Here is a 23,337-nt window from a genome sequence, read left to right as displayed (position 1 = left end):
AATATCCCCCCTATCCTCTCTTTAACCCCATGGGTTCATTGTAAAAAATCCTTTCATCCATTAACTTTGGTTCACCATCCATCTTAGGTGTGAAATCCATTAAATTTAATACATCCTTTTGAAGATCTATTCCTGGGGCAATTTCAGTTAAATATAGCCCATCTTCTTTTAGCTCAAATACTGCTCTTTCAGTTATGTACATAACTGGTTGCTTGATCTTCTGTGCATATTCTCCGCTAAAAGTAATTTGCTCTACTATATTAATTAACTTTTTAACCTTACCCTCTTCTTTAATAATTAACTTTCCATTATCAACGTCTATCTTCAAACCACCAGCAGTGAAAGTTCCACAGAAGAATACTTTCTTAGAGTTTTGTGTGATATTTATAAACCCTCCACACCCTGCTATACGAGGTCCAAACTTACTTACATTTATATTACCTTCCTTATCTGCCTGAGCTAATCCTAAGAAAGCTAGATCTAAGCCACCTCCATCATAAAAATCGAATTGATATGGTTGATCAAGAATTACTTCTGGATTGGTAGATGCTCCGAATGCTATTCCTCCTGCTGGTATACCACCTATCGGCCCTGCCTCCACAGTTAGAGTCATATATTCACCAATTCCCTCTTCTTTTGCAACCATTGATATAGCCTCTGGTATACCAATTCCAAGATTCACAATAGCATCTGGAATAAGCTCCATAGCAGCTCTACGACCAATGATTTTTCTTTCATCTAAATTTATAGTGTCACTACTATTTACAGGAACTCTTATCTCCCCTGTGTAGCTTGGATTATATTCTTTTCCGAATACTTGTTCATGTTCTTCTGGCTTTGTTGCTACTACAATTGCATCAACATAAATTCCAGGAATCTTAACTAGTTTAGGATCTAGTGAACCTGACTGAACTACTCTTTCTACCTGTACGATGACTTTTCCACCAGAGTTTTTTACAGCTTGAGCTATAGATGTGGATTCATGAGTAATAGCTTCTTTTTCTAAAGTTACATTACCTTTTTCATCAGCACTAGTTCCTCTTAGAAAAGCAACATTAATTGGACGTGCATTGTATAAAAGTCTCTCTTTACCAGAGATATTTACAACTTCTACTATATCTTCTGTAGTTTTTTCATTTAGCTTTCCACCTTGCAGTCTAGGATCAACAAAAGTTTTTAGCCCTACATGGGTAATGGTTCCTATCCTACCAGCAGCTGTATCTCTAAATAAATGTGAGATTACTCCTTGTGGTAAATTGTAAGCCTCTATTTTGTTTTCTACGGCTAATTTCCCCATCTTAGGAGCTAGATTCCAATGTCCTCCAATAACTCTCTTAACAAGTCCTTCATGAGCAAAATGATTTACTCCCTTATCCTTACTATCACCTTGTCCTGCTGCATAAACTAATGTCAAATTTCTAGGGTTACCTGTATCAAGAAAACGTTTTTCTAAAGTAGCTGCAAGAAAGTCAGCAAAACAGCTCCCTACAAATCCACCTGTAGCTATGGTATCTTCATCCTTTACTAGTTTTACAGCTTCTTCAGCTGACATAACTTTAACTGGCATGTTTATCTCCTCCCCCTTCCAATTACAGATTATAATTTCTTAGCAACCCTTAAATTCTGCTTTACGTTTTTCTACAAAAGCTGTCATTCCTTCTTTTTGATCTTCAGTTGCAAAGCATAGTCCAAATATATCTGCTTCGTATTTGTATGCTGATTCAGTATCCATGTTCATACCATCATTTACAGCTGCTTTTGAAAGACTAACTGCTACTGGTCCTCTACTCGCTATCTTAGATGCCATTTCTATAGCCTTAGGTAGTAATTCTTCTGGGCTATAAACCTTATTTACAAGTCCAATGCGGTATGCTTCCTCGGCATCAATCATGTCTCCAGTAGAAATCATTTCTTTCGCTATACCTTTACCAACCAGTCTTGGTAATCTTTGTGTACCTGCAAAACCTGGTGTTATTCCAAGGGTAACTTCTGGTTGTCCAAACTTAGCTTTAGTAGAAGCTAAACGTATGTCACATGCAGAAGCAAGTTCACAACCTCCACCTAATGCAAATCCATTAACAGCTGCTATAACCATTTGTGGCATATTTTCGATTGCAGAAAAGGCTTTTTGTGCAAGTCTAGCAAGTTCTTTTCCTTTTAAAGCATTTAAATCTTTCATTTCTTTAATATCAGCACCAGCTACAAAAGCTTTTTCTCCTGATCCAGTGATAATAACAACTTTAATTTCCTTACTCTCAGCTACTTCATTTATTACATTTCCTAATTCTACTAAAGTCTGACTATTGAGAGCATTAAGAGCCTTTGGTCTATTTATTGTGATAATTCCTATTTCGCCCTCTACTTTGTATAATACATTTTCCATTTTTCATATCCCCTTTCATAACCCCTAAATTTTTAATTGATTTAGATTAAATTCTTTAATGTTTAATCCTTATATTTATGTTAATATATAACCAAAATGTAATCGATGCACTATACTGTCATTACATTCACAATTCAGTTCATTGTTTAAAATGATTTTTTATATTGCTCTTTTTATATCAAAAAAATAAAAAAAATAGCACAATTATGCTGTGCTATTAAATAAGTATCTAAATATTACGATTGTACAAAAAACTTATTACGATAATCCTTTGGACTTACCCCTGTTGTTTTCTTAAAAACTCGACTAAAATAGTTAGGGTCTTGGTATCCTAATTTGTATGCAATTTCTTTAATATTTAAAGATTCATCTGAGAATAATTCTATAGCTTTTTTTATACGAACTTCTGTAATAAAATCTACAAAATTTATATTCTGATGTTCTTTAAATAATTTACTAAAGTAAAATGGACTTAATGAAAACATTTGAGCAGTTTCCTCTACAGAGAGTGGCTGATAATAGTTTTCATTAACATATTCTAATACTTTGTCAATAATAAAGTGTCTTTTACTATTCTGTTGGTCCTTCACTTGTTTAAATATCTTCTCAACAAATCCCTGGGCAAACTTTATAATTTCATGAAACTCATCTAATCTAATAAGAGGTGCCAAATCATTTAAACTTGAAGAAGTATATTCTTTTCCTAAACAACTTTTAGTTATGGATGATAGCAATTCAATTATTCTAACTTTTAAAGTCATTTGTTCATTACTGTATTTATTCTTCAAAAAATTAAAACTTTCTAATAAAATATCAATTACTTCGCTCTGATTTCCCTCTCTAATTTTTTTTACAAGTAATTTCTCATAACAATCATCATTATCCTCATTCTTCTGGTCTTCCACATTGTATGCATATACAAGTTTATTGTTAGATGTTTTTTTCTTGTTTTTTATAGCACTTAGAGCTTCTTCATATGATTTACTTAAGTCCTTAACTAAAAGATAGTTTCTTCCCACACCAGCTTTTATAGTTAGATTGGCATTTCCTTGTATGTATTTCACTATACTAGAAGATATATCTAAAGCAGTCTTATAACTAGTTTCCTTATCTTTTTCTCTTAAAAATAAAAACGTAATTATATTTTTCCCTTGTATCCCAGAAATATACTGAACTAAAGACTTTTTCATAAACTCATTAATATAATTGCTAATTTTATTTAAGTAGAACTTTTCATCAATATTATTTTCTCTTAAAAATGTGTTATTTTCATTTTCTAAATTAAAAAGTATACAAACTCCCCAATGATAAGAAATATCTAACATTGAAAAATAACCTTCTATATTTTCTTCTAATCCCCCGTAAGCCAAAGATATAGCCATATCCTTTTTCATAACAGAAATCCAATGTTCAAGTTTTTCTTGTGTCTCTTCTACATTCCGTTTGTTCAATTCACGTTTTTCAATATATTGCAAAAATTTATTTATAGCTTGATTAAAACTATCTCTCGAAGGAGGTTTTAATATAAAGTCATTTACACCATTTTTTATGGCTTCTTTAGCAAATTCAAAATGATCATAAGCTGTAATAATAATAACGTAAACATCAAGTGACTGTTTACGTATTCTTTTAATAGCCTCAATTCCATCCATACCAGGCATTCTAATATCTATTATTAATAATTCAGGTTGATTTTTTTCAAATTCACTTATTGCTGCTTCTCCATTATTTGCTTCGCAAAATTCAAATTTTTTTGGGTATTGTCTTTCTAATAAAATTTTTATTATATTTCTTTCCCTTGCCTCATCATCTACTATTAATACTTGATACATTATTTCACTCCTCCCTTATCTGGTCTTGGAAGTACGATAGTGACACAGGTTCCAACATTAATTTCACTATGGATTAATAATAAATTATCTTGTTCAAAATAGATTCTTAGCCTATCATAAACATTCTTTATCCCTATACCAGTTGTATGACCAGTATGATTTCTCTGATTATCTTCATCAAATAACTTGTCCAAAACTTTTTTATCAATACCTATTCCATCATCTTTAATTTGAATAATTAAATTTTCTTTTTCTTCTTTTAATGTTATTTTAATTGTACCGCCTTCAACTTTTTGCTCTAATCCATGTATAATAGCATTTTCAACAATGGGTTGAATAGTCATACATGTCATATATATTAATGGAATATTTTTAGGTAAATCTATTTCAAACTTAATTCGATCACCAAAACGTTGAGATTGCAAATATACATATCGCTTTACCATCTCTAATTCATCTTCAAGCCTAACTTCTTTATGAAAGCTAGTTAAACTATATCTAAGCATTCCAGATATTTTTTCTACCATACTAAGAGTTTTATCCGCTCTCTCTATAAGTGCAGATTCTGTAATTATACTTAAAATATTAAATAAGAAATGAGGATTTACTTGTGCTTGTAATGCCTTTAATTCTGTTTCTTTTAATAAAGCCTTAAGTGCAGCTTTATCTTTGATCTCTTTTATTAGTCTTTTAATATCATGTATCATTTGATTAAAAGCCATGGTTAAATATGCTATCTCGTCATTTCCTTTTATTTCGATATCATTCATTTCAAGCTCACCACTTGATATTTTTATTGCTTGTTCTGATAGTTTTTCTATTGGTTCAGATATTTTTCGAGCAATAAAAATTATTATTGTAAATCCAATTATCACTTCTAGAATTACAGTAAGTATTAACACATATAGTATGTTTTTAGCACCTTTATTAAAGTCTTCAACATATGCTGTAGCATTAACTACCCAATTCCAATTAGCATCCCTTTCAGAATAATTAATTTTAGTACCAATTTTATCCGAGTTTGGAAATATCCAACTATAATATGTAAAACCTCCACCTTTATTAGCCACTTCTATAGCATCTCTAACAAAAAAATAACCTGTCCTACTATAATCTTCTGTATTCCAAATATTTTGACCTTCTATTCTAGGATGTGCGATTTCTAATCCATCTTGACCATACACAACAAAGTATCCATTTTTGCCTAAATTCACATTATTCTCTATGTTTCGTGTACCATCTTTTCTTTTTTCTCCTAAAATATACTTTTTAATTTCTTCTTGTGCTTCTTCTAAAGAAATCATACCTCGTTCTACTTCCTTATTTTTTTCATCTATCATACTTATAACCATTTTTACACTATTTTGCAAAATTTCTTGTCCCCTTTTATCCAGTTCATTTTTCGCATAATAATAACTTATAATCCCTAAAACAATCATTGGAACTATAAATAATAGAGATGTAATAAGTATTAGCTTTTTTTTAATATTCCATTTAACTTTCACTAAGCTCCTCCTTTTATTAAATCCATAAAAATATATAAAAATATTCTTTATAAAAACATAGGATTAATAAATTCTAATGTTATTATTTATAACTAGTAAATATAATCTTCATATATACTAGCGTTTTCATTCTGAATTCTCATATTTAAACTATTCATTTCATTATTAATATATATTTTCATTACTTTTTTATTTGATTCAACTTCAATATAATTAATAAAAAATTTTACAATATGTTCTATAAAACAAAATCTCTTGATAAATATAGGTTTTAATTCATTTTTTAAATATATTTCATACTGAAAATCTTTTTGAAAGCGAAGTTCTAGTATAGATAAAAACGTTTCCATTTTTTTAATCTCTTGACTTAACATTACCATATCTTCTTTGCTCTGAGAAAAGTAACGTGTTAAATCAATTACTTTATTTAATACATCTAATGTTAATTCGCTCTCTTCCATTAATGTAAACTCATATGCAAGATTTAAACTAGATAATATCATCTGAAAATATTCTTTCTGCATTTTATATCACCTCTTCTTATGATATTCATAATATAGAGTATGTTCTCAAAAGTTTAATTATAACTATTCCAAATACTATGTATATATTAACACACAATTGTTAATATTCAAATAATTTCACAAAGCTTCATAAATAATAAAAGTAAGTACTACTGACTCCGATAGTGGTTACATGGTTAGAGAAGGTAAACCAGATAAATGCAAAAGCATTTATAAAAGAAGAAAAGAAAAAATTGAGCGAAGCTTTGCTGATTCAAAAGAATTGCATGGGCTTCGCTATTGTCGCATGCGCGGAATCAAAAAAGTTTCCGAGCAATGCCTGCTTACCGCAGCAGTTCAGAATATGAAAAAGATAGCCTGAGTGTTATCTTAGTTATTTTTTATTTACTCTAAAACTAGATATTGCTTATGATTGTAAAAATTCGGTATTTACCCAAATGCTATCTCATTATAAAATACAAGAATTATAAAACCCTATGCATTTGCATAGGGTTTTTGAACAATCTGGTAAAGTAGTTTTGTAACTAATTTCCTTATCCTTCTCTGTTAAAAATAGAATTTTTCATCAATGCTACTTTCTCCTAAAAATGTGCTACTTTCATATTCTAAACTAAAAAGTATACAAACTCCCCAATGATAAGAAATATCTAACATTGAAAAAATAACCTTCTATTTCACTCCTCTCTTATTCACCCTTGGCAGTACAATAGTAACACAGGTTCCAACATTAATTTCGCTGTAGATCAATAATAAATTTTCTTGTTCATAATAGATTCTTAGCCTATCATATACATTCTTTATCCCTATCCCCGTTGTATGGCCAGTATGATTTCTATTATCTTTTTCATCAAATAACTTGTCCAAAACTTCTTTATCAATACCTACCCCATTATCTTTTACTTCAATAATTATATTTTTTTCTTCTTCTCTTAGAGATATCTTAACTGTACCACCTTCAATCTTTTGCTCTAAACCATGTATAATAGCATTTTCAACAACTGGCTGAATGGTCATACATGTCATATACGTTAAAGGAATATTCTGTGGAAAATCCAGTTCAAATTTAATGCGATCACCAAAACGTTGGGACTGCAAGTATACATATCTCTTTATCATTTCTAGTTCATCCTCAAGCCTAACTTCTTTATGAAAACTAATTAAACTGTATCTAAGCATTCCACATATCTTTTCTACTATATTAAGAGTTTTATCCGCTCCCTCTATAAGTGCAGATTCTGTAATTACACTTAAAATATTAAATAAAAAATGGGGATTCACTTGTGATTGTAATGCCTTTAATTCTGTTTCTTTTAATAGAGCCTTAAGTGTAGCTTTATCCTTAATCTCTTTTATTAGCTTCTTAATATCATGTATCATTTGATTAAAAGCCACAGTTAAATAGGCTACTTCATCATTTCCCTTTATTTCAATATCATTCATTTCAAGCTCACCATTTGATATTTTTATTGCTTGTTCTGATAGTTTTTCTATTGGTTCAGATATTTTTCTAGCAATAAAAACTATTATTGTAAGCCCTATTATAATCTCTAGAGTTACAGTAAGTGTTAATACATATAGTATATTCTTAGCACCTTTATTAAAGTCTTCAACATATGCTGTGGCATTCACTACCCAATTCCAATTAGTATCCGTTTCAGAATAATTTATCTTTGTACCGATTTTACCTGAATTTGGATATACCCAGTCATAGTATATAAAGCCTCCACCTTTATTGGCCACTTCTATAACATCTCTAACAAAAAAATAGCCTGTCCCACTATAATCTTCTACATTCCAAATATTCGTACCCTCTATTCTTGGATGTGCTATTTCTAATCCATCTTGACCATATATAACAAAGTATCCATTCTCACCTAAATTTACATTATTAGTCATAGCTCTGGTTCCATCTTTTCTTCTTTTCCCTAAAATATATTCTTTAATCTCTTCTTGTGCATCTTCTAAAGAAATTACACCTCTTTCTACTTCTGCATTTTTTTCATCTATCATACTTATAACCATTTTTACACTATTTTCTAAAATCTCTTGACCTTTCTTATCCAATTGATTTTTCGCATAATTATAACTTATATGCCCTAAAACAATCATTGGAACTATAAACACTACGGATATAATAAGTATTAGCTTCTTCTTAATATTCCATTTGATTTTCACTATTCTCCTCCTTTTGTTGAAGTTATAAAAAGTATATAAAAATACTTAATTAATAAACTGTAATATTATCTGTAACTAATAAATATACTTCATATCACCTCTTTTTGTGATATCCACATTATATATATACTTATATACATAACATTTAATACCTAGGTAACCTTCTGAAATGAATAAAAAAAAAAGCCAGATTTTCATCTGACTTTTACATTTTCTATTCTCCCGCTTTAAAATTATAAATAGGCTTTATAACTTTCAGTATTTCAGCAGTATCATGAATATTATTTATAATCTCTTCTATAGGCTTATAGGCCATAGGTGCTTCATCTAGTGTGGACTGATTCACTGATGTAGTGAATATTCCTTCCATAGATTTTTTATAGTCTTCAAGCGTTAAACTCTCTTTAGCTTTACTTCTACTCATAAGTCTTCCAGCTCCATGTGGTGCAGAATAATTCCAATCTGGATTACCCTTTCCAATAGCAACTATACTTCCATCTCTCATATTTATTGGGATTAATATTTTCTCGCCTTCATAAGCAGAAATACTTCCTTTTCTTATTATATTATCCTTAAAGTTTATATAGTTATGGATAGTATGGAAGTAACTATAATCCTTTATCTTTTTCCCTAATAGTTTCTCAAGGATAGTATTTGCCATTGTTTCTCTATTTAACAGTGCATACTCTTGACAAATATTCATATCATGCAAATATCTTTCTTTATATTTTCCAGTTAAAAAACATAAATCTCTTGGATAACTTGGTAGCAATTTATCATATTTTGATTGAAGCTCTTTTAATGCAGTTTGAATATGATTTCTCTTACCTTCTTTTTTATACTCAGCAATGATTTTCTCTCGTTGTTCAAAGTAATCTTCTTTACCAGAGCATAGATCAATAGCAAGCTTTTGATAAAACTCTGCTACCTGCTTACCAAGATTTCTGCTTCCAGAATGAATTACAAGGTATACATTATCTTCATCATCAACATCTACTTCTATAAAATGGTTACCCCCACCTAAAGTACCTATGCTTCTCTCAATTCTCTTTGTCTGAGTCAACTCTCTATAACAGTGTAATTCTTGAAGCCTTGGAAACTTTACAGCTCTTCCTTCATTAACCTGCATACCTGAAGGTATCCACTTTCGGATAATTTCATCTAATTTCTTTAAGTCTATATTTATTTTTCCTAGCTCTACTGCTGTCATTCCACAGCCAATATCAACACCAACTATGTTAGGTATAACTCTATCGCCTAAATTAGCAGTAAAGCCTATTACACAACCTTTTCCTGCATGAGTATCTGGCATTATTGCAATTTTGCTATCCTTACAGAATTCTTGGTTACATAGTTCAATTACCTGTGAAATAACCTCTGGCTCTAGCTTATCTGTATAAACCTTAGCTGTATTATATTTTCCCTTTAACTCTATCATTGTATTTTCATCCCTTTTACTAAAATTATCTATAATCTTATTTTACTTTAATTATAAATACTTGAGGAATTAAGCCACCACTTTCAACTTTTATAGTATCAATAACCTGAAGATCCTCATTACCTACTAAACTCTTCTTAAGTAAATTGCTTTCAACGGTATAGAGAAATACCATTCCTCCCCTTCTTATAAGACTTGGAATCCTATCTACAAAATCACGATATAATCTTGTATTAAAATCACCAGATCCACCCTTACTCTCAAAAGGCATATTTGATATCATCTCGTCAAAAACATTATAAGTTGAATACTCTAATATATCTTCAGGTATTAATTCCATTTTAATATTAGCCAGTTTAGAGTTTGTTGTAGCTGCTGTAATAGCTGAACCATATATATCTACTCCTGTTAGGGCTTTAAATTCCTTTAACTTAGCTCTTTCAATTAGCATAGTTCCAGCTCCACAAAAAGGGTCTATAACTTTAGCATCAGGTTTTAGCCACTTTTCTATAGCTTTCATTACAATAGCTGCAGTTACAGGATTTATGGATGCTGGTACACTTTTTTCTCTATAATCAAATCTATTATCCTTTACTGTATAAAGCTTTATAAATACATTGCATAAACCCTTATTCTCAATTATTCGAATCTCAATCTCGTAGGAAGATGGACTATTTCTTAACTTTCCACCTGAAATTTGGTCCAATTCTCCTGATAAGTTCTTTACAAATTCCGTTCTTTCTTTATTATAATCATTAGTTTTAAATTCAATTCTATACCAAAATGGAGTATTACCTTCTCCTGCATGACACTGATTTAAAAATCCTAAAACATCTGCCTTTATAATTGAACTAGCTATTGCCTTATAATCCATTTTTAAGTTGCTGCAGGAATCTATTTGGTAAAGAAGTTCATAGAAGGTTCTACAGCTATTAACCTTTTTTAAATCCTTCTCTTTAATAAGTATACCTTCAGTAATTAGTTTACCCTTAATGGACTTTTCTGCAAGATCCGTTAAAGTAACTTGAAACTGACCATTCATAGCTGTTAATACCATAGGTACAGGATTTTTAAAGCCTATAAATTCATGATGAATAGGAGGAGATAACTTAGCTATAGCTCTTGTAAGTGCAAGTCTTTCTTCCTTACTGTGCTTATCATCCTGCATAGATCCGTTTTTTTCCTCAAGTATCTTTGTAAGTCTTTCTGCATCTGCAACTCCACCGCAGTTTCCTATTGCAAGGACATATGATGATTTTACAAATAATTGATCCTCTAAATTATAAGCACTATATAACGCTTCCAAATATTCTGGATCACCTATTTCACCAATAATACCACATACATTCTTTCTAACCTTAGGATCTGAATGTTTTAAGAAATCACCAAGTTTTTGCTTAGAGTTACCCATAGTTCTTTTGAATATTCCCCTTGGTTTTTCTTTCTTTATAATATCTCTTATTACAGAAAGTATTGATCTTGGATTCTCCTGCTCTAATGCTTCTAGCCATAACAATGGCATTGCACTATTATAATCTCTTGAGAGCGTATCTATTATCTTAGCTCTCTGCTTATCATCTGATGTTTTTAAATCTTCTATTAAACTTGTATAGTCTGTATTTTTCATTTGCTTCTCCTCTTATATATAAATTTAATAATCTTTATTTAGAAGTTTCTATAATTATCTTATATAATAAAATTTTCTCTTAAACATTAGATTATATACTAAAACAATCATTTAATCTATAATTAGTACTCTATCATAGTACTTCAAATAAAAATAGGCAATCAAGACCACATAAAGTCGTCTTAATTGCCTATTCTAGTTAATTTTATTAAAAGTAATTAAAACCTTAAATAAATCACCATCTACTATTATATCTAGTTTTCCCCCTTGAAGCTCTACAAAGCTTTTAGCTATAGCGAGTCCCAAACCTGATCCTTCAGTATTTCTAGCTTTATCTCCTCTTACGAATCTTTCCATAATTTCATTTACATTAAAGTTTATTTCATTTGAGGCCATATTTCTTAATATTATCTCAACCTTATTACTGCTATTAATAATATCTATATAGACTCTACTGCCCTCTAGAGCGTACTTTGTTATGTTTATTATAAGATTCTCAAAAACTCTAAACATTCTCTGACTGTCTAAAGGAAGTATTACCTTTTCTTCTGGATAATTAGTTCTTACTACTAAAGATGCTTTTGATATCTTATCGTCTAGTTCCAACAAAGTTTGTTTCATTAGTGATACAACATCCACACTATCTATTTTTAAGCTTATGTTACCGCTGGTAGCTTTACTAACTTCAAATAAATCTTCAATTAAATCTTTTAATCTTTGAGATTTTCTATCTAAGGTATCTAAGTATTCTCTTCTTTTATCTAGTGGAAGTTTCTCATCTTTTAATAGATCTACATAGGTAATAATAGAAGTTAAGGGAGTTTTTAAATCGTGAGATACATTAGTTATAAGCTCCGTTTTCATTCTTTGACTTTTTACTTCCTCATTAACTGCCTTCTTAAAACCATTTTGAATGTTTTGTAGCTCAAATTTTAAGGCATTAAATACTCCTAAATCTTCCTCAACATTAACCTCTAAGTTACCTTCTGCTATCCTATTTGTAGCTTCAAAAAGCTTATTATATTTGTCACTTATATCGTTGTAATGCTTTGTTATTAATTTAAATAATACTACAGTATATATTAGGGCTATAAATATTCCGAAAAACCATGTAGCACTCATTATACATAATATTAATAAATTTATACCTAGTAATCCTGCAAGCTTTTTATTTTCCTTATTTTTCAAATCTATACCTATTAAATAATTATAGATCTTTTTATTACTCCTCCAGATGCTTCTTAAAATCTTATAAGTCAACGAACCTTCTCTTATATATTGTCTAATTCCAATGCTTAAAATGTGCTTTAAGAGAACTGTTGCAATAAATATTACTCCAAAGCTAACAATCCAGAAAAGAATGTTTACCATGATTTCTAATGTATTAATAGTTGCCTCACTTACAACAATTGGGGCAAGATTAATTAAATTCTTCTCTAGTGTACTGCTTATCATATGGTAGGACATCTCATTTAAAGCAATACCTACTGTGAAAATAAATATAATAGAAATTATTTCTACAGGTATTTTCTTAATTTTATCGAATCCAATTAACTCCTTTGACAGTTTATACGGAATTATTAACCCCATAATAAGTATAAGAATAATAGCTGGATTTATAAAATTTGACGAAGCCATATTATATGAATGAATTTTGCTTTGCATTTTATAATTAGATATTGAATCCTCGTATTGTAATTCTCTTGGAACCGCATAAATATATGTCATATTTTTAATAGGTTTTATCTCTGTATTATAAGAAATATCTATTCTATTATTTTTAATATTATCAGTTACAATTAGCTTATCTGCCCCGTAGATATTTTTAATGCTTATATCTCCATTTTCATTATAGTCAATAACTGTATAAAAACTATATTTGTTATTTAAAAGTTTAATACTATTACTGTCAGAGTTAGAAGCTAACAGAGCACTTATACCTTGATTATTTCTCTCTTTAACTAGATTGTTCTGCCTATTTATAGCATAGTAATCTAAATTTTTTAATCTTGAATCTAATGCTGCTTGATACCTATAAATGCTTCTATCAAACTCTTCCTTTTCGTGTTTTATATCTTCCCGTTCATCATCATTAGATTTTGCCTCTATATTTATAAGCACATCTGAAGGCTTTAAAGTATTATTTTCTTTATTCTTTAATGTATCAAAGTATATACCATAATTGCTAGTATTTAAATCACTTAGAAAGCTATCTCTTTCAAAAATATTATACTCATATTTTTTTGCTTGTTCTTTTATAAATGTATATGTGGAATACATTCCCACAGCTAAAGCTATTAATAAGAAAAATATAACCATATTTATAATATATTTATTTCTATTGCTTTTCAATTTTATATCCAACACCCCACACCACCTTTAAATATTTTGGATTTTTCGGATTTATCTCTATCTTCTCTCTTATATTTCTCACATGAACCATTATTGTATCAGTGTTTATTGCCTGCTCATTCCAAACTCTTTCATAGATTTCTTCTGTTGAAAAAACTCTTCCAGGATTTTTTATAAGCAAAGTAAGAATCTTAAATTCAATAGGAGTAGTTTTTATTAAACTTCCATCTACTGTTACTTCTTTTGTATCTATGTTAAGCTCTAAGCCTCCTACCATAAATATATTATTATTTATCTTGTTTTCATTTACCATATTTAAGAACTTACTATATCTTCTCAGCTGAGAATTTACTCTGGCTAAAAGCTCAAGAGGTTTAAAAGGTTTTGTTACATAATCATCTGCACCTATATTAAGTCCCATTATCTTATCAACATCTTCAGATTTTGCAGATAAGATTATTACAGGAAAATCATTATTTTCTCTAAGCTTCATTGTAAAGGTTATTCCATCCATTTTAGGCATCATTACATCTACAATGGCTAGATGTATGCTCTCTCTTTCTACTATCTCCAAACCTTCAATGCCGTTACTTCCAACAAAAACTCTGTATCCTTGATTTACTAAATAAGCTTCTATTGCAACTGCTATATCTCTTTCATCCTCAACAACTAGAATATTATATTCATTCATCTTATTTACCTCTTTCTACAAGCATATCTATATGATTCCAATCCTAATTATATAATATCATAGTTATTTAATCACATTAACTCACTCCTTCCCCCTTTCTTATAGCATTTATAATTTACCAATCACCAAGCTATGTTTCCGTATCTTATGTTTCTGAATTAAACTAATCTATGGAATATCTATATACTACTCTCAATTTTTAAAGATAATATGGTAGGAATTCTAAAGATTTTCTTAAGACTTACATTACATAATTCTGTGCTATATCTTTTAGAGAAATTTCTATGCAATTTTCTCATATGAGCCATATAATATTAGTAGAAGATACGTAGTGCTATCAGGAGGGGGATTTATGACTGCGTTAATTTTATATGCAACTGCATTAATTCTACTTTTAATTTCATATATAAAAGATAAAAATAAAACAATGCTAGCATTAAAAAAAGGCTGGAAGTCTTTTGAAAATATAATGCCTCAGTTTTTAGGCATTATTTTTATAATAGGAATAATCTTAGCGGTGTTAGAACCATCATTGATATCTAAAATAATAGGAAAAGAATCTGGAATACTTGGTGTTATAGTTTCAGCTATAGTTGGTGCCGCAACTTTAATGCCTACATTTGTAGCATTCTCTACAGCAGATATGCTTATAAAAACTGGAGCTGGCTATGCTCAAATTGGAGCTCTTGTATCTACTCTAACTTTAGTTGGCCTAGTAACCTTTTCATTAGAAGCTAAATACATAGGAAAAAAGGCTGCATTTTATAGAAACTTTATAGCTTTTTTATTTTCTTTTGTAGTAGCATTTGTTATTGGAAAGGTGGTTGGAAGATAATGCTTACAAGAATTCTGAGAAGATATAGATTTGCTGTGTGCTGTCTAATTGTAGTATTAATTATAACTATAATTAATATAGAAACAGGTTTTAAAACTTTTTCTGTAGCAACATCAAGTTTTAAACAAATGATCTCCGTACTACCTCCAATTATGATTTTACTTGGACTTATGGATGTTTGGATTCCAAGAGAGTCTATGATTAAATACATGGGTGAAGACTCTGGACTTCTAGGAATCGGACTTGCTATGCTTATTGGTTCTCTAGCTGCAGGCCCTATGTATGCTGCCTTCCCTTTTACGGCAGTACTTTTAAGAAAAGGCGCTAAATTTAGTAATATAATAATATTTATGAATGCTTGGTGTGTAACTAAAATAGTTACACTAATGTTTGAAGTTACTTATTTAGGTTATGAGTTTACACTAACTAGACTTCTTATAGATATACCTGGAGTAATAATAATGGGATACTTAGTCCATAAACTGCTACCAAAAGAAGAACTTGATCGTATCTATTTACATGCAGAAGAGCTAGAATAGATAAAGAGCCGTAATATTAAATATTACGGCTCTTTGAAATACATTATTTAAGATATTTTATTAAAAATTTCTCATTTCTATAAGGGTAGGTTATTATCATAATCTCTATCTACTTTCAATTTTCTCATTAAATAAAAGGAATAAAATGTACATACTATAAGTGTTATAAGTACCATATATGTTTCCATCTTTAGATTGCTATTTGTAATAGTTCCACCAATATTAAAAAGCATATGATAAATCACACAAGGAATTATATTATCTGTAACTGCAACTAATAGTGCTAAAACAATTCCAATAAAAATCCCAATTACAATTTGATTTATTTGATCAGCAATGGAGTAACCCCGTAATAAATTTACAATGTGTCCTATACCAAAGGTAACTCCTGAGATAATTATAGCTCTTGTCATGCCACTTTCCTTCAAAATCCCTTTGTATAAAAATCCTCTAAATAATAGCTCCTCAATAAAACCAACGCATATCATAAGCACAATCCCAAGAAAAAAACCAATATATCCAAGTTCTTTGTTTATACCTCTAAAGTAATGAATAAATAGAGTCAATATAAGAGGCATATAAAATAATGTTTTATAGAAATCAGCTTTCTTCATTTGTTTAAATCCATATATGGAAAACCAGTTATTCTTCTTTAAGTAAAGTAGTAAGGCAATAGAAAAAGCAACTAGTAAAATTACTGTTACAAAATTTTCTCCTCCTAGAAATCCTGAAATGTTATCACCAATATTAACAATTAAAATATACATAAGAATCCAAGTCACAGCATGCCGTATTGGTTTATGTTCTTGTAATTTTTCCATAGATATCCCCCCTGTAAATTATATCAATTTATATTTTCTAATATATTCTTTATCTTATCATAATAAATTTTATCTAAATTTTTAGTTGTATATTCAAAATTCTTCATACTAGCTACTTTAGATATCCCCATATCTACATATTCTTTATCAAGTTCTTCAAGGACAAAACGAGGGTCATCATTATTTCTAGTCCCACCTACTTCATTATTTAAATCAATTTCAATTCCATCATTTAATTGAATAATATAATAGAAATCTCCCTTTGATTGTAGAGAAGGGAAAGACTTCTTTTCACCATGAATTCCTGCTTCAATTTTCACTATATCTCTGTAAGTGTATTCCTTACCTTTTGGTGATGAAAATGTATAGTTTATTATCTTATTGCTCCCTATAACTGTAACGTTAAAAAGTATAGTGTATATTAGAAATATATTAAGTACTGTAAAAACAGAAATAAGTATTGTTTTATACCTTTTAATAAAGCCTTTTTTTAAATTAACAACTTCTTTTATAATCCATCTTAGATCCTTACTAAAAATATACGAAAACCCAAGTACAAAATATAACTCATAAATAAATATTAAACTAGAAAATGGTGACTTAAAAATCCACAGTATATACTCCTCATGAAGAAACATTTTTCTCTGAATAGCAGATATTAATGCAAAAAAACTTATTGTTAATATAAATATGGCAATTATAAAAAACAGCCAAAACACAATCTTTTTCAATATCTTCACTCTAACCACTCCAGTATTCTTTTATAATATATTTAAGAATTAAAATTAAACTCCTTAAGTAATACTATATTTCTCTTATATCCAAATTTATATAATAACAATACCCCAAGTACTACTAATATTAAGTCATATACGATGATATTAAGTCCTTTTGTGGTATAGTTTGCTATTGAATTAAATAATTCTGTAACATTAAAATTAATTACATTATTAAAAGACCATATCTCAAAACATATTCCTGTAACTATTACATAAAACAATGGGAATATATATGATATAGATTTTTTTTCAATAGCTGTTGTAATTCCCAAAACAAAGATTGAAAAAGCTACCGAAGATAGAGCTATAACTAATAATACTACTATGATATATTGTATTTTTGAAATCTCATATATAGCTGCGAAGGCACCACTACTAATATCTTTTACAACTATATTATTTACTCCAAATTTAATAATAAAATATAAAATTAAGATACTATGGCTAACTGCGAAAACAATAAAAGTTATTAAAACATTTACTGCCAATTTAACTTTAAAATAAGTTTTTAAATCTATAACTTCTAATAACTTATTTATAAATCCAGACTCCTTATCCTTAACTATTGATGAAGAATAGATTAACCCTGCTATCATTGGTCCTATAAAACCTATGGCGGAAAAATGAGAAATTCTTATAAAGTAGTCTACTCCATCTAATCCTGGATATGGAAATCTCATTTCTTCTAAATAAGGTATAGTTAATAATGATAAAATTATTAAAACACAAATTATAGTTCTTCGAGAAAATATTGCTTTTTTAAATTCTAATTTAAAGTATGAATTCATAAATGATTCCTCCGTTATTAATACTTATCAGCTACAGCTCCTATGGTAGCTGCCCTAATAAACTTTTTATTCTTCAAGACTTCTAAAGTCTCTCTATCTCCACTTACAACTACTCCTACTATCTTTAAATCTTCTTTTTCAATCTTATCTTTTCCACTACTTAAAGTATTATAAAGACTTTGAAATCTACTACCATAATCCTGATTTACTCTTCCATTTATTAATGCATTTATAAAATTCTTCTCAGGATTCTCAATTGGATTGCCTTGTTCATCTAACGCTTTTATTCCATATACATCGTACTCCTCAAGTATTAATTGACCTGAATCATATTTACTGTTTTTATCCAACGAATTTATCCAATACCAATTTAAAGTAACGTCTTTTGGTATTATAGCCTTAACCTCATCTAAGTTATATTCCTTATCAAAAGATAATGATATTTCCATTAATTTATTGCTACCTATTTCATTAATATTTTCTAAATCATTTATATAACTTTCATATTTTATTGATGGATGATAAAACTTCATGATACGTTTTCCTGCTTTATTATACTTTGTAACTTTTTCTAAGTCTTTTGATGATTCAGCACTGCTACTAAATAAATGGTATCCCAGGTCACCATAAATACCATTAATTAAAGGCATATATGTAAATTCCTCTTTATAGCTTCCATCAGTTATAGGTTTATTCCCTAAAAATCTATATCGAACATACTCTATTTGCCCAACCATAATTCTGTCATCATTTTGTATATTCCCTACATAAGCATTAGGCATAGCTATATTGAACCACTCCCTTAAATTGTTCACATTTTTATTACTCATTTTATTTAAAATACTAGCATTCGATACTAGTACTATAAAGCTTACAATAACGAATATCATTAAGCTTATTATTGTAGTTCTTATCAATGATAAAGTCTTAGCTCTTTTAATAGTACTATTAAAAGTATTGTCAAAAGTATCTTTTTCTTCACCTTCGAATAGTTCTCTTAACTTTTCATCATCATTTTTCATATTTATCCCTCCAAACTTTTTTGAATTGTTCTCTTGCTCTAAACAGATATGTTTTAACTGTATTTTCATTTATATCTAATAGTTCTGCTATCTCTTTATAAGACAAATTCATATCGTATTTAAATAACAACAAATTCTTATGCGTATTGCTAATCAAATTTAGTATTTTAAGGATTTCTTTCTTTTTTTCTATGTCTAATATAAAATCTTCAACTAGCTTGCTATCTGATAAACTTTCTTTGAAAATTTCTTCATCAATATTTAAATGAACATGTCTATTATTTTTTCTACATAAATCATAGTATTTATTAATTGATACCTTAAAAAGCCATGAGGATAACTTCTCTGCTTGTATACCATCAATGTATTTTAATGCTTTATAAAAAGTATCCTGAATTATATCTTCAGCATCATCCTTACCACAACCAAGCCTAATCAGATATTTATGTATAATAATCATTTTTTGCCGAAACATATCATTTATTAATTCATTGCTCATCATATCCTCCTTTCATAAAGTAAATTACTATCTTCAGTTTTCAAGCACTTCTGTTATTATGACGTTTTAAGTATGAATATGTATACAGTTGTATTACAATAAGGATCTTTTCGTAAAGATTGTCACTATAATAAAAAAATATACTCCTTAAGAAATTTGTAAGAATTGAAAGCTCTTTTGTAAGATTTATAGCCATAAGTTCTTAAAAAACATCTTATATAATTGTTCTTGTAAGACAAATTATAAGATTAGGAGAGGTTACTTATGAAAAAGATTAGATTTATACTAATAACTTTAAGCTTACTATTACTAACAATTTTAATTCTTGATAATGTTACTATCACTAAGGGTAGTCAACAATCTCAGTTACATGAGCAAGTATATCTTTACATGAAACAGGACAAGAATCAAGAAGAGGTATTTAGTGCTGCAAAAGATTTAAATGATGGTAAGTCTTCAAATGCATGTGTTTACTTTGTCTCTGAAGTACTAAGAAGAAATGATGTAGATATCCCTAATAGCACATGCAACAATGCTCAAATCATTTCACTATTAAATAAGAAGGGTTGGAGGAAAGATAGAGATTATAAAAATTTAAAGCCTGGAGATATTGCCTTTACAACAGATGCTAAAGGAAATAAATTTGGTACTCCTACTCATACTTATGTGTTTATGGGGTGGGTAAAGGAAGGTAGATATGATTATGCCTATATAGTTGATAATCAAGCAAAGGATTATGAAGACCAAATCTACCATATAAGAAACATTAAAAATGAGGATATTGTAAATGGGATAACTAAGGATGCCTTCAGCTTCTTTATGACAGAATCTTAATATATATTACAGATTAATGATATAATATACTCTAGAAAGGGGCGATAGAATGCTTGAATACAATGTACTAGTGGTTGATGATGATGATGCAATAGCTGAGTCTATTGAAATATACTTAAAAAATGAAGGAATAAGAGTAATAAGAGCTAGTGACGGAGCAGAAGCTTTGACCCTACTTGAAAAAAATGAAGTACATCTTATTGTAATGGATATAATGATGCCTAGAATGGACGGCATAAAGGCCACCTTTAAAATTAGAGAGAACAAAAACATTCCAATAATAATGCTTTCAGCTAAATCTGAGGATACTGATAAAATACTTGGACTAAATATAGGGGCAGATGACTATATCACAAAACCCTTTAACCCTTTAGAGCTAGTAGCTAGAGTTAAATCTCAGCTAAGAAGATATGTGAATTTTGGAAATTATAAAGATGAAGATGAGATTAGCGTAAGAGGACTTACTTTAAATAAAAATGCTAAAACTGTTACTGTAAATGATGAGGAGGTAAGCCTTACCCCTATTGAATATAAATTATTAGAACTTTTAATGGAGAATACGGGAAGAGTCTTTTCTATTTCTGAAATATATAGCAGAGTGTGGAATGAACCATTTTTAAATGGCGAAAACACAGTTTCAGTTCATATAAGAAGAATACGTGAAAAGATTGAAATAAACCCAAAGGAACCTGAATATCTTAAGGTGGTGTGGGGAATTGGATACAAAATTGAAAAATAAAAATCTATATGTACTATCTTTTATATTAAGTATCTATATACTGTCAATTTCTATATTATCTTTTTTTGATTTAGCGAGAAATAGAGCTTATCTCGTAGATGAACCCTATTTTAATAGTTACTCCTATGAAAATGATTTAAGAAGATATTTTGAAAGTGTTCAGATTTTAACTTATGATATTAGGAATTATCCTCTGAATTCAGAAATTAAAATGATAGAGTTAAATACATCAATGAAATATTATCTTAAGAATAAGACTACTGGAAAAATATATAGCAACTTAGAAAACCTGCAGGGCCTAGATGACTATATAAACAAAGAAGCTATTCACGTAGATGAATTCCCTAGGAATTCATCTAAAAATAATTCCCTTCAAGACATTAACAGTTGGTTCCAACAAAATAATTTTGAAGGTAAATTTATATTTATAAAAAATGCAAATGGATTTAATCAAATGATGGAAAATTATAATTACTACAATTCAAAGCGATCTCGAATTGTTAAGGAAAGTATTATTGGTATTATCTCCTTATTAGTGGGGATATCCCTACTAGTATTTTCAAAAATTAAATTAAAATCTAAATTTGTAACCTTCGATAAAATAAAAACCTTGTACTGGAAAATACCACTAGATTTAAGAGCATTTATATTTATGATATATTCATTTTTAATGCTAGTGTACTTATATAAAACAACATTTTTTTATCTTCCTTTATCTATTACCCATTTTGGAATGCTTACTGTAGTCTCTGCTTACACTTTTTATCTTGTACTTAACTTGGATATGATATTAAGATTTATGAGAGATAAGGAAGAGTTTTTGAAACACTTACGTAGTAGCTCATTGTATCAGCTAGGGTATCTGACTAAAGAGAGTTTTAAAATTAAAAATACTTTATTAAAGGAATTCTTTGTATTTATACTTACTATTTTTTTTGGAATGTCCTTGATTTTGGCATTGTTTACTGTACATACTAAAGAACTTTTCTTATTCTTTTTCATATATATATTTATTTTCTTAGCATTTGTTCCTACTTATATTTTAAGAAGAATTGTTTCTTTAAAGAAAATAATTGAAGGAACTGACGCTATAGCTTTAGGAGATTTAGATCATCTTATAGAGGAAAGTGGAGATAAAAACTTTGTACAGATAGCAAAAAATATAAATAGCATGCAAGGTAGCTTTAAAAAATCTGTAGAGAGTCAGGTAAAAAGCGAAAGACTTAAAACCGAGCTTATAACTAACGTGTCACATGATCTTAAAACTCCGCTAACTTCTATAATAAATTATATTAGCTTATTAAAAAAGGAAGACGTATCACCAGAGGAAAGCAAAAAATATATACACATATTAGATACTAAGTCCCAAAGACTTAAAGTGCTTATAGATGATCTCTTTGAAGCATCTAAAGTTTCAAGCGGAGCTGTAGAATTGAATATTGAAAAAGTGGATATTGCAGCTTTATTAAGGCAAACTTTAGGAGAACTTGATGAGAAAATTAGTACTTCTTCCCTTACCTTTAAAGTTAATATACCTGTTAATCCTCTATATTTAAATCTAGATGGCAAAAGAACTTGGAGAGTATTTGAAAACCTTATAAATAATGCAATAAAATATTCTATGACTGGTTCTAGAGTCTACGTTGACCTTATAGAACAAGATGATAAGGTTGTAGTTATTCTAAAAAATATTTCTTCCTATGAAATGGACTTCAATGTTGATGAGATTTTCGAAAGATTTAAACGTGGAGATAAAGCTAGAAATACGGAAGGCTCAGGCCTTGGACTATCAATTGCCAAAAGTATTGTTGAGTTGCAAAATGGAAGGATGAATATTGAAATCGATGGTGATCTTTTCAAGGTTACTGTAGAGTTCATTAAATAGTATACATCTTTAATTAGTTCACCTATAAAGTTGATTAATTTATAAAAAGGTGTTATTTTAGTTTGTATA

General features: G+C 29.1%; 20 protein-coding genes and 1 pseudogene. 6 read left to right on the top strand and 15 right to left on the bottom strand.

The window, feature by feature from the left end:
* Nucleotides 1-10: 10 nt before the first annotated feature.
* The 5 genes from ACX0KU_RS08255 to ACX0KU_RS08235 form a co-directional block, all read right to left on the bottom strand.
* Nucleotides 11-1,567, bottom strand: a complete 1,557-nt coding sequence (locus ACX0KU_RS08255) for an acyl CoA:acetate/3-ketoacid CoA transferase (protein ID WP_472989329.1) — start codon at nucleotides 1,565-1,567, stop codon at nucleotides 11-13.
* A 39-nt stretch (nucleotides 1,568-1,606) separates the two neighbouring features.
* Nucleotides 1,607-2,383 carry a short-chain-enoyl-CoA hydratase gene (locus ACX0KU_RS08250; protein ID WP_472989328.1) on the bottom strand — a complete coding sequence of 259 codons (777 nt, stop codon included), beginning with the start codon at nucleotides 2,381-2,383 and terminating at the stop codon, nucleotides 1,607-1,609.
* 236 nt (nucleotides 2,384-2,619) lie between these two features.
* The gene (locus tag ACX0KU_RS08245) at nucleotides 2,620-4,215 is read right to left on the bottom strand and encodes a response regulator transcription factor (protein ID WP_472989327.1); all 1,596 of its coding nucleotides are present in this window, start codon (nucleotides 4,213-4,215) and stop codon (nucleotides 2,620-2,622) included.
* Entirely contained in the window at nucleotides 4,215-5,720 is a 1,506-nt protein-coding gene (locus ACX0KU_RS08240; RefSeq protein WP_472989326.1) for a cache domain-containing protein, read from the bottom strand. Before ACX0KU_RS08240 ends, ACX0KU_RS08245 begins: the two co-directional genes overlap by 1 nt.
* 92 nt (nucleotides 5,721-5,812) lie before the next feature.
* Nucleotides 5,813-6,244 carry a histidine kinase gene (locus tag ACX0KU_RS08235; protein ID WP_472989325.1) on the bottom strand — a complete coding sequence of 144 codons (432 nt, stop codon included), beginning with the start codon at nucleotides 6,242-6,244 and terminating at the stop codon, nucleotides 5,813-5,815.
* Nucleotides 6,245-6,440: 196 nt separating this feature from the next.
* Between ACX0KU_RS08235 and ACX0KU_RS08230 the strand changes: the two are divergent.
* A pseudogene (locus ACX0KU_RS08230) lies at nucleotides 6,441-6,605 on the top strand (transposase); the annotation flags it as partial.
* Between the two features lie 308 nt (nucleotides 6,606-6,913).
* Here ACX0KU_RS08230 and ACX0KU_RS08225 read toward each other — a convergent pair.
* From ACX0KU_RS08225 to ACX0KU_RS08205, 5 genes are all read right to left on the bottom strand, one after another.
* The gene (locus ACX0KU_RS08225) at nucleotides 6,914-8,419 is read right to left on the bottom strand and encodes a cache domain-containing protein (protein WP_472989324.1); all 1,506 of its coding nucleotides are present in this window, start codon (nucleotides 8,417-8,419) and stop codon (nucleotides 6,914-6,916) included.
* Nucleotides 8,420-8,633: 214 nt separating this feature from the next.
* On the bottom strand, nucleotides 8,634-9,857 hold the full coding sequence (locus ACX0KU_RS08220) for an RtcB family protein (RefSeq protein ID WP_472989323.1): 1,224 nt from the start codon (nucleotides 9,855-9,857) through the stop codon (nucleotides 8,634-8,636).
* Nucleotides 9,858-9,894: 37 nt separating this feature from the next.
* Nucleotides 9,895-11,484 carry a methyltransferase gene (locus ACX0KU_RS08215; RefSeq protein ID WP_472989322.1) on the bottom strand — a complete coding sequence of 530 codons (1,590 nt, stop codon included), beginning with the start codon at nucleotides 11,482-11,484 and terminating at the stop codon, nucleotides 9,895-9,897.
* Between the two features lie 195 nt (nucleotides 11,485-11,679).
* Nucleotides 11,680-13,851 carry a sensor histidine kinase gene (locus ACX0KU_RS08210; protein WP_472989321.1) on the bottom strand — a complete coding sequence of 724 codons (2,172 nt, stop codon included), beginning with the start codon at nucleotides 13,849-13,851 and terminating at the stop codon, nucleotides 11,680-11,682.
* Nucleotides 13,823-14,527, bottom strand: a complete 705-nt coding sequence (locus ACX0KU_RS08205) for a response regulator transcription factor (RefSeq protein ID WP_472989319.1) — start codon at nucleotides 14,525-14,527, stop codon at nucleotides 13,823-13,825. The genes ACX0KU_RS08210 and ACX0KU_RS08205 overlap by 29 nt, the downstream gene beginning before the upstream one ends.
* A gap of 352 nt (nucleotides 14,528-14,879) precedes the next feature.
* On the opposite strand from ACX0KU_RS08205, the gene ACX0KU_RS08200 reads away from it, so the two are divergent.
* Both ACX0KU_RS08200 and ACX0KU_RS08195 read left to right on the top strand, forming a co-directional pair.
* A complete protein-coding gene (locus ACX0KU_RS08200) occupies nucleotides 14,880-15,362 on the top strand; it encodes a permease (RefSeq protein ID WP_472989318.1) in 483 nt (160 codons plus the stop codon).
* Nucleotides 15,362-15,901 (top strand): permease, encoded by a 540-nt coding sequence (locus tag ACX0KU_RS08195; protein WP_472989317.1) that lies wholly within the window; start codon nucleotides 15,362-15,364, stop codon nucleotides 15,899-15,901. Before ACX0KU_RS08200 ends, ACX0KU_RS08195 begins: the two co-directional genes overlap by 1 nt.
* 77 nt (nucleotides 15,902-15,978) lie before the next feature.
* On the opposite strand, the gene ACX0KU_RS08190 is transcribed toward ACX0KU_RS08195, so the two are convergent.
* Genes ACX0KU_RS08190 through ACX0KU_RS08170 form a run of 5 tightly spaced genes read right to left on the bottom strand, consistent with a single transcriptional unit; the run spans nucleotide 15,979 to nucleotide 19,810 of the window.
* Complete coding sequence (locus ACX0KU_RS08190; RefSeq protein ID WP_472989315.1) at nucleotides 15,979-16,722, bottom strand: lysostaphin resistance A-like protein; 744 nt, start codon at nucleotides 16,720-16,722, stop codon at nucleotides 15,979-15,981.
* Between the two features lie 23 nt (nucleotides 16,723-16,745).
* Nucleotides 16,746-17,462, bottom strand: a complete 717-nt coding sequence (locus ACX0KU_RS08185) for a hypothetical protein (protein ID WP_472989314.1) — start codon at nucleotides 17,460-17,462, stop codon at nucleotides 16,746-16,748.
* 32 nt (nucleotides 17,463-17,494) lie between these two features.
* On the bottom strand, nucleotides 17,495-18,289 hold the full coding sequence (locus ACX0KU_RS08180) for a hypothetical protein (protein WP_472989313.1): 795 nt from the start codon (nucleotides 18,287-18,289) through the stop codon (nucleotides 17,495-17,497).
* Between the two features lie 17 nt (nucleotides 18,290-18,306).
* Nucleotides 18,307-19,311 (bottom strand): anti sigma factor C-terminal domain-containing protein, encoded by a 1,005-nt coding sequence (locus tag ACX0KU_RS08175; RefSeq protein ID WP_472989312.1) that lies wholly within the window; start codon nucleotides 19,309-19,311, stop codon nucleotides 18,307-18,309.
* The gene (locus ACX0KU_RS08170; protein ID WP_472989311.1) at nucleotides 19,301-19,810 is read right to left on the bottom strand and encodes an RNA polymerase sigma factor; all 510 of its coding nucleotides are present in this window, start codon (nucleotides 19,808-19,810) and stop codon (nucleotides 19,301-19,303) included. The genes ACX0KU_RS08175 and ACX0KU_RS08170 overlap by 11 nt, the downstream gene beginning before the upstream one ends.
* A 264-nt stretch (nucleotides 19,811-20,074) precedes the next feature.
* On the opposite strand from ACX0KU_RS08170, the gene ACX0KU_RS08165 reads away from it, so the two are divergent.
* Genes ACX0KU_RS08165 through ACX0KU_RS08155 form a run of 3 tightly spaced genes read left to right on the top strand, consistent with a single transcriptional unit; the run spans nucleotide 20,075 to nucleotide 23,268 of the window.
* Complete coding sequence (locus tag ACX0KU_RS08165; protein WP_472989310.1) at nucleotides 20,075-20,644, top strand: hypothetical protein; 570 nt, start codon at nucleotides 20,075-20,077, stop codon at nucleotides 20,642-20,644.
* A 49-nt stretch (nucleotides 20,645-20,693) separates the two neighbouring features.
* Nucleotides 20,694-21,383 carry a response regulator transcription factor gene (locus ACX0KU_RS08160; RefSeq protein WP_472989309.1) on the top strand — a complete coding sequence of 230 codons (690 nt, stop codon included), beginning with the start codon at nucleotides 20,694-20,696 and terminating at the stop codon, nucleotides 21,381-21,383.
* Nucleotides 21,361-23,268, top strand: a complete 1,908-nt coding sequence (locus ACX0KU_RS08155; RefSeq protein ID WP_472989308.1) for a HAMP domain-containing sensor histidine kinase — start codon at nucleotides 21,361-21,363, stop codon at nucleotides 23,266-23,268. The genes ACX0KU_RS08160 and ACX0KU_RS08155 overlap by 23 nt, the downstream gene beginning before the upstream one ends.
* The last annotated feature ends 69 nt before the right edge of the window (nucleotides 23,269-23,337 follow it).

Source organism: Clostridium sp. X (genome assembly GCF_055755365.1).
Note: the sequence above shows the minus strand (reverse complement) of the source record. Positions and strands in the feature narration are given on the sequence as shown.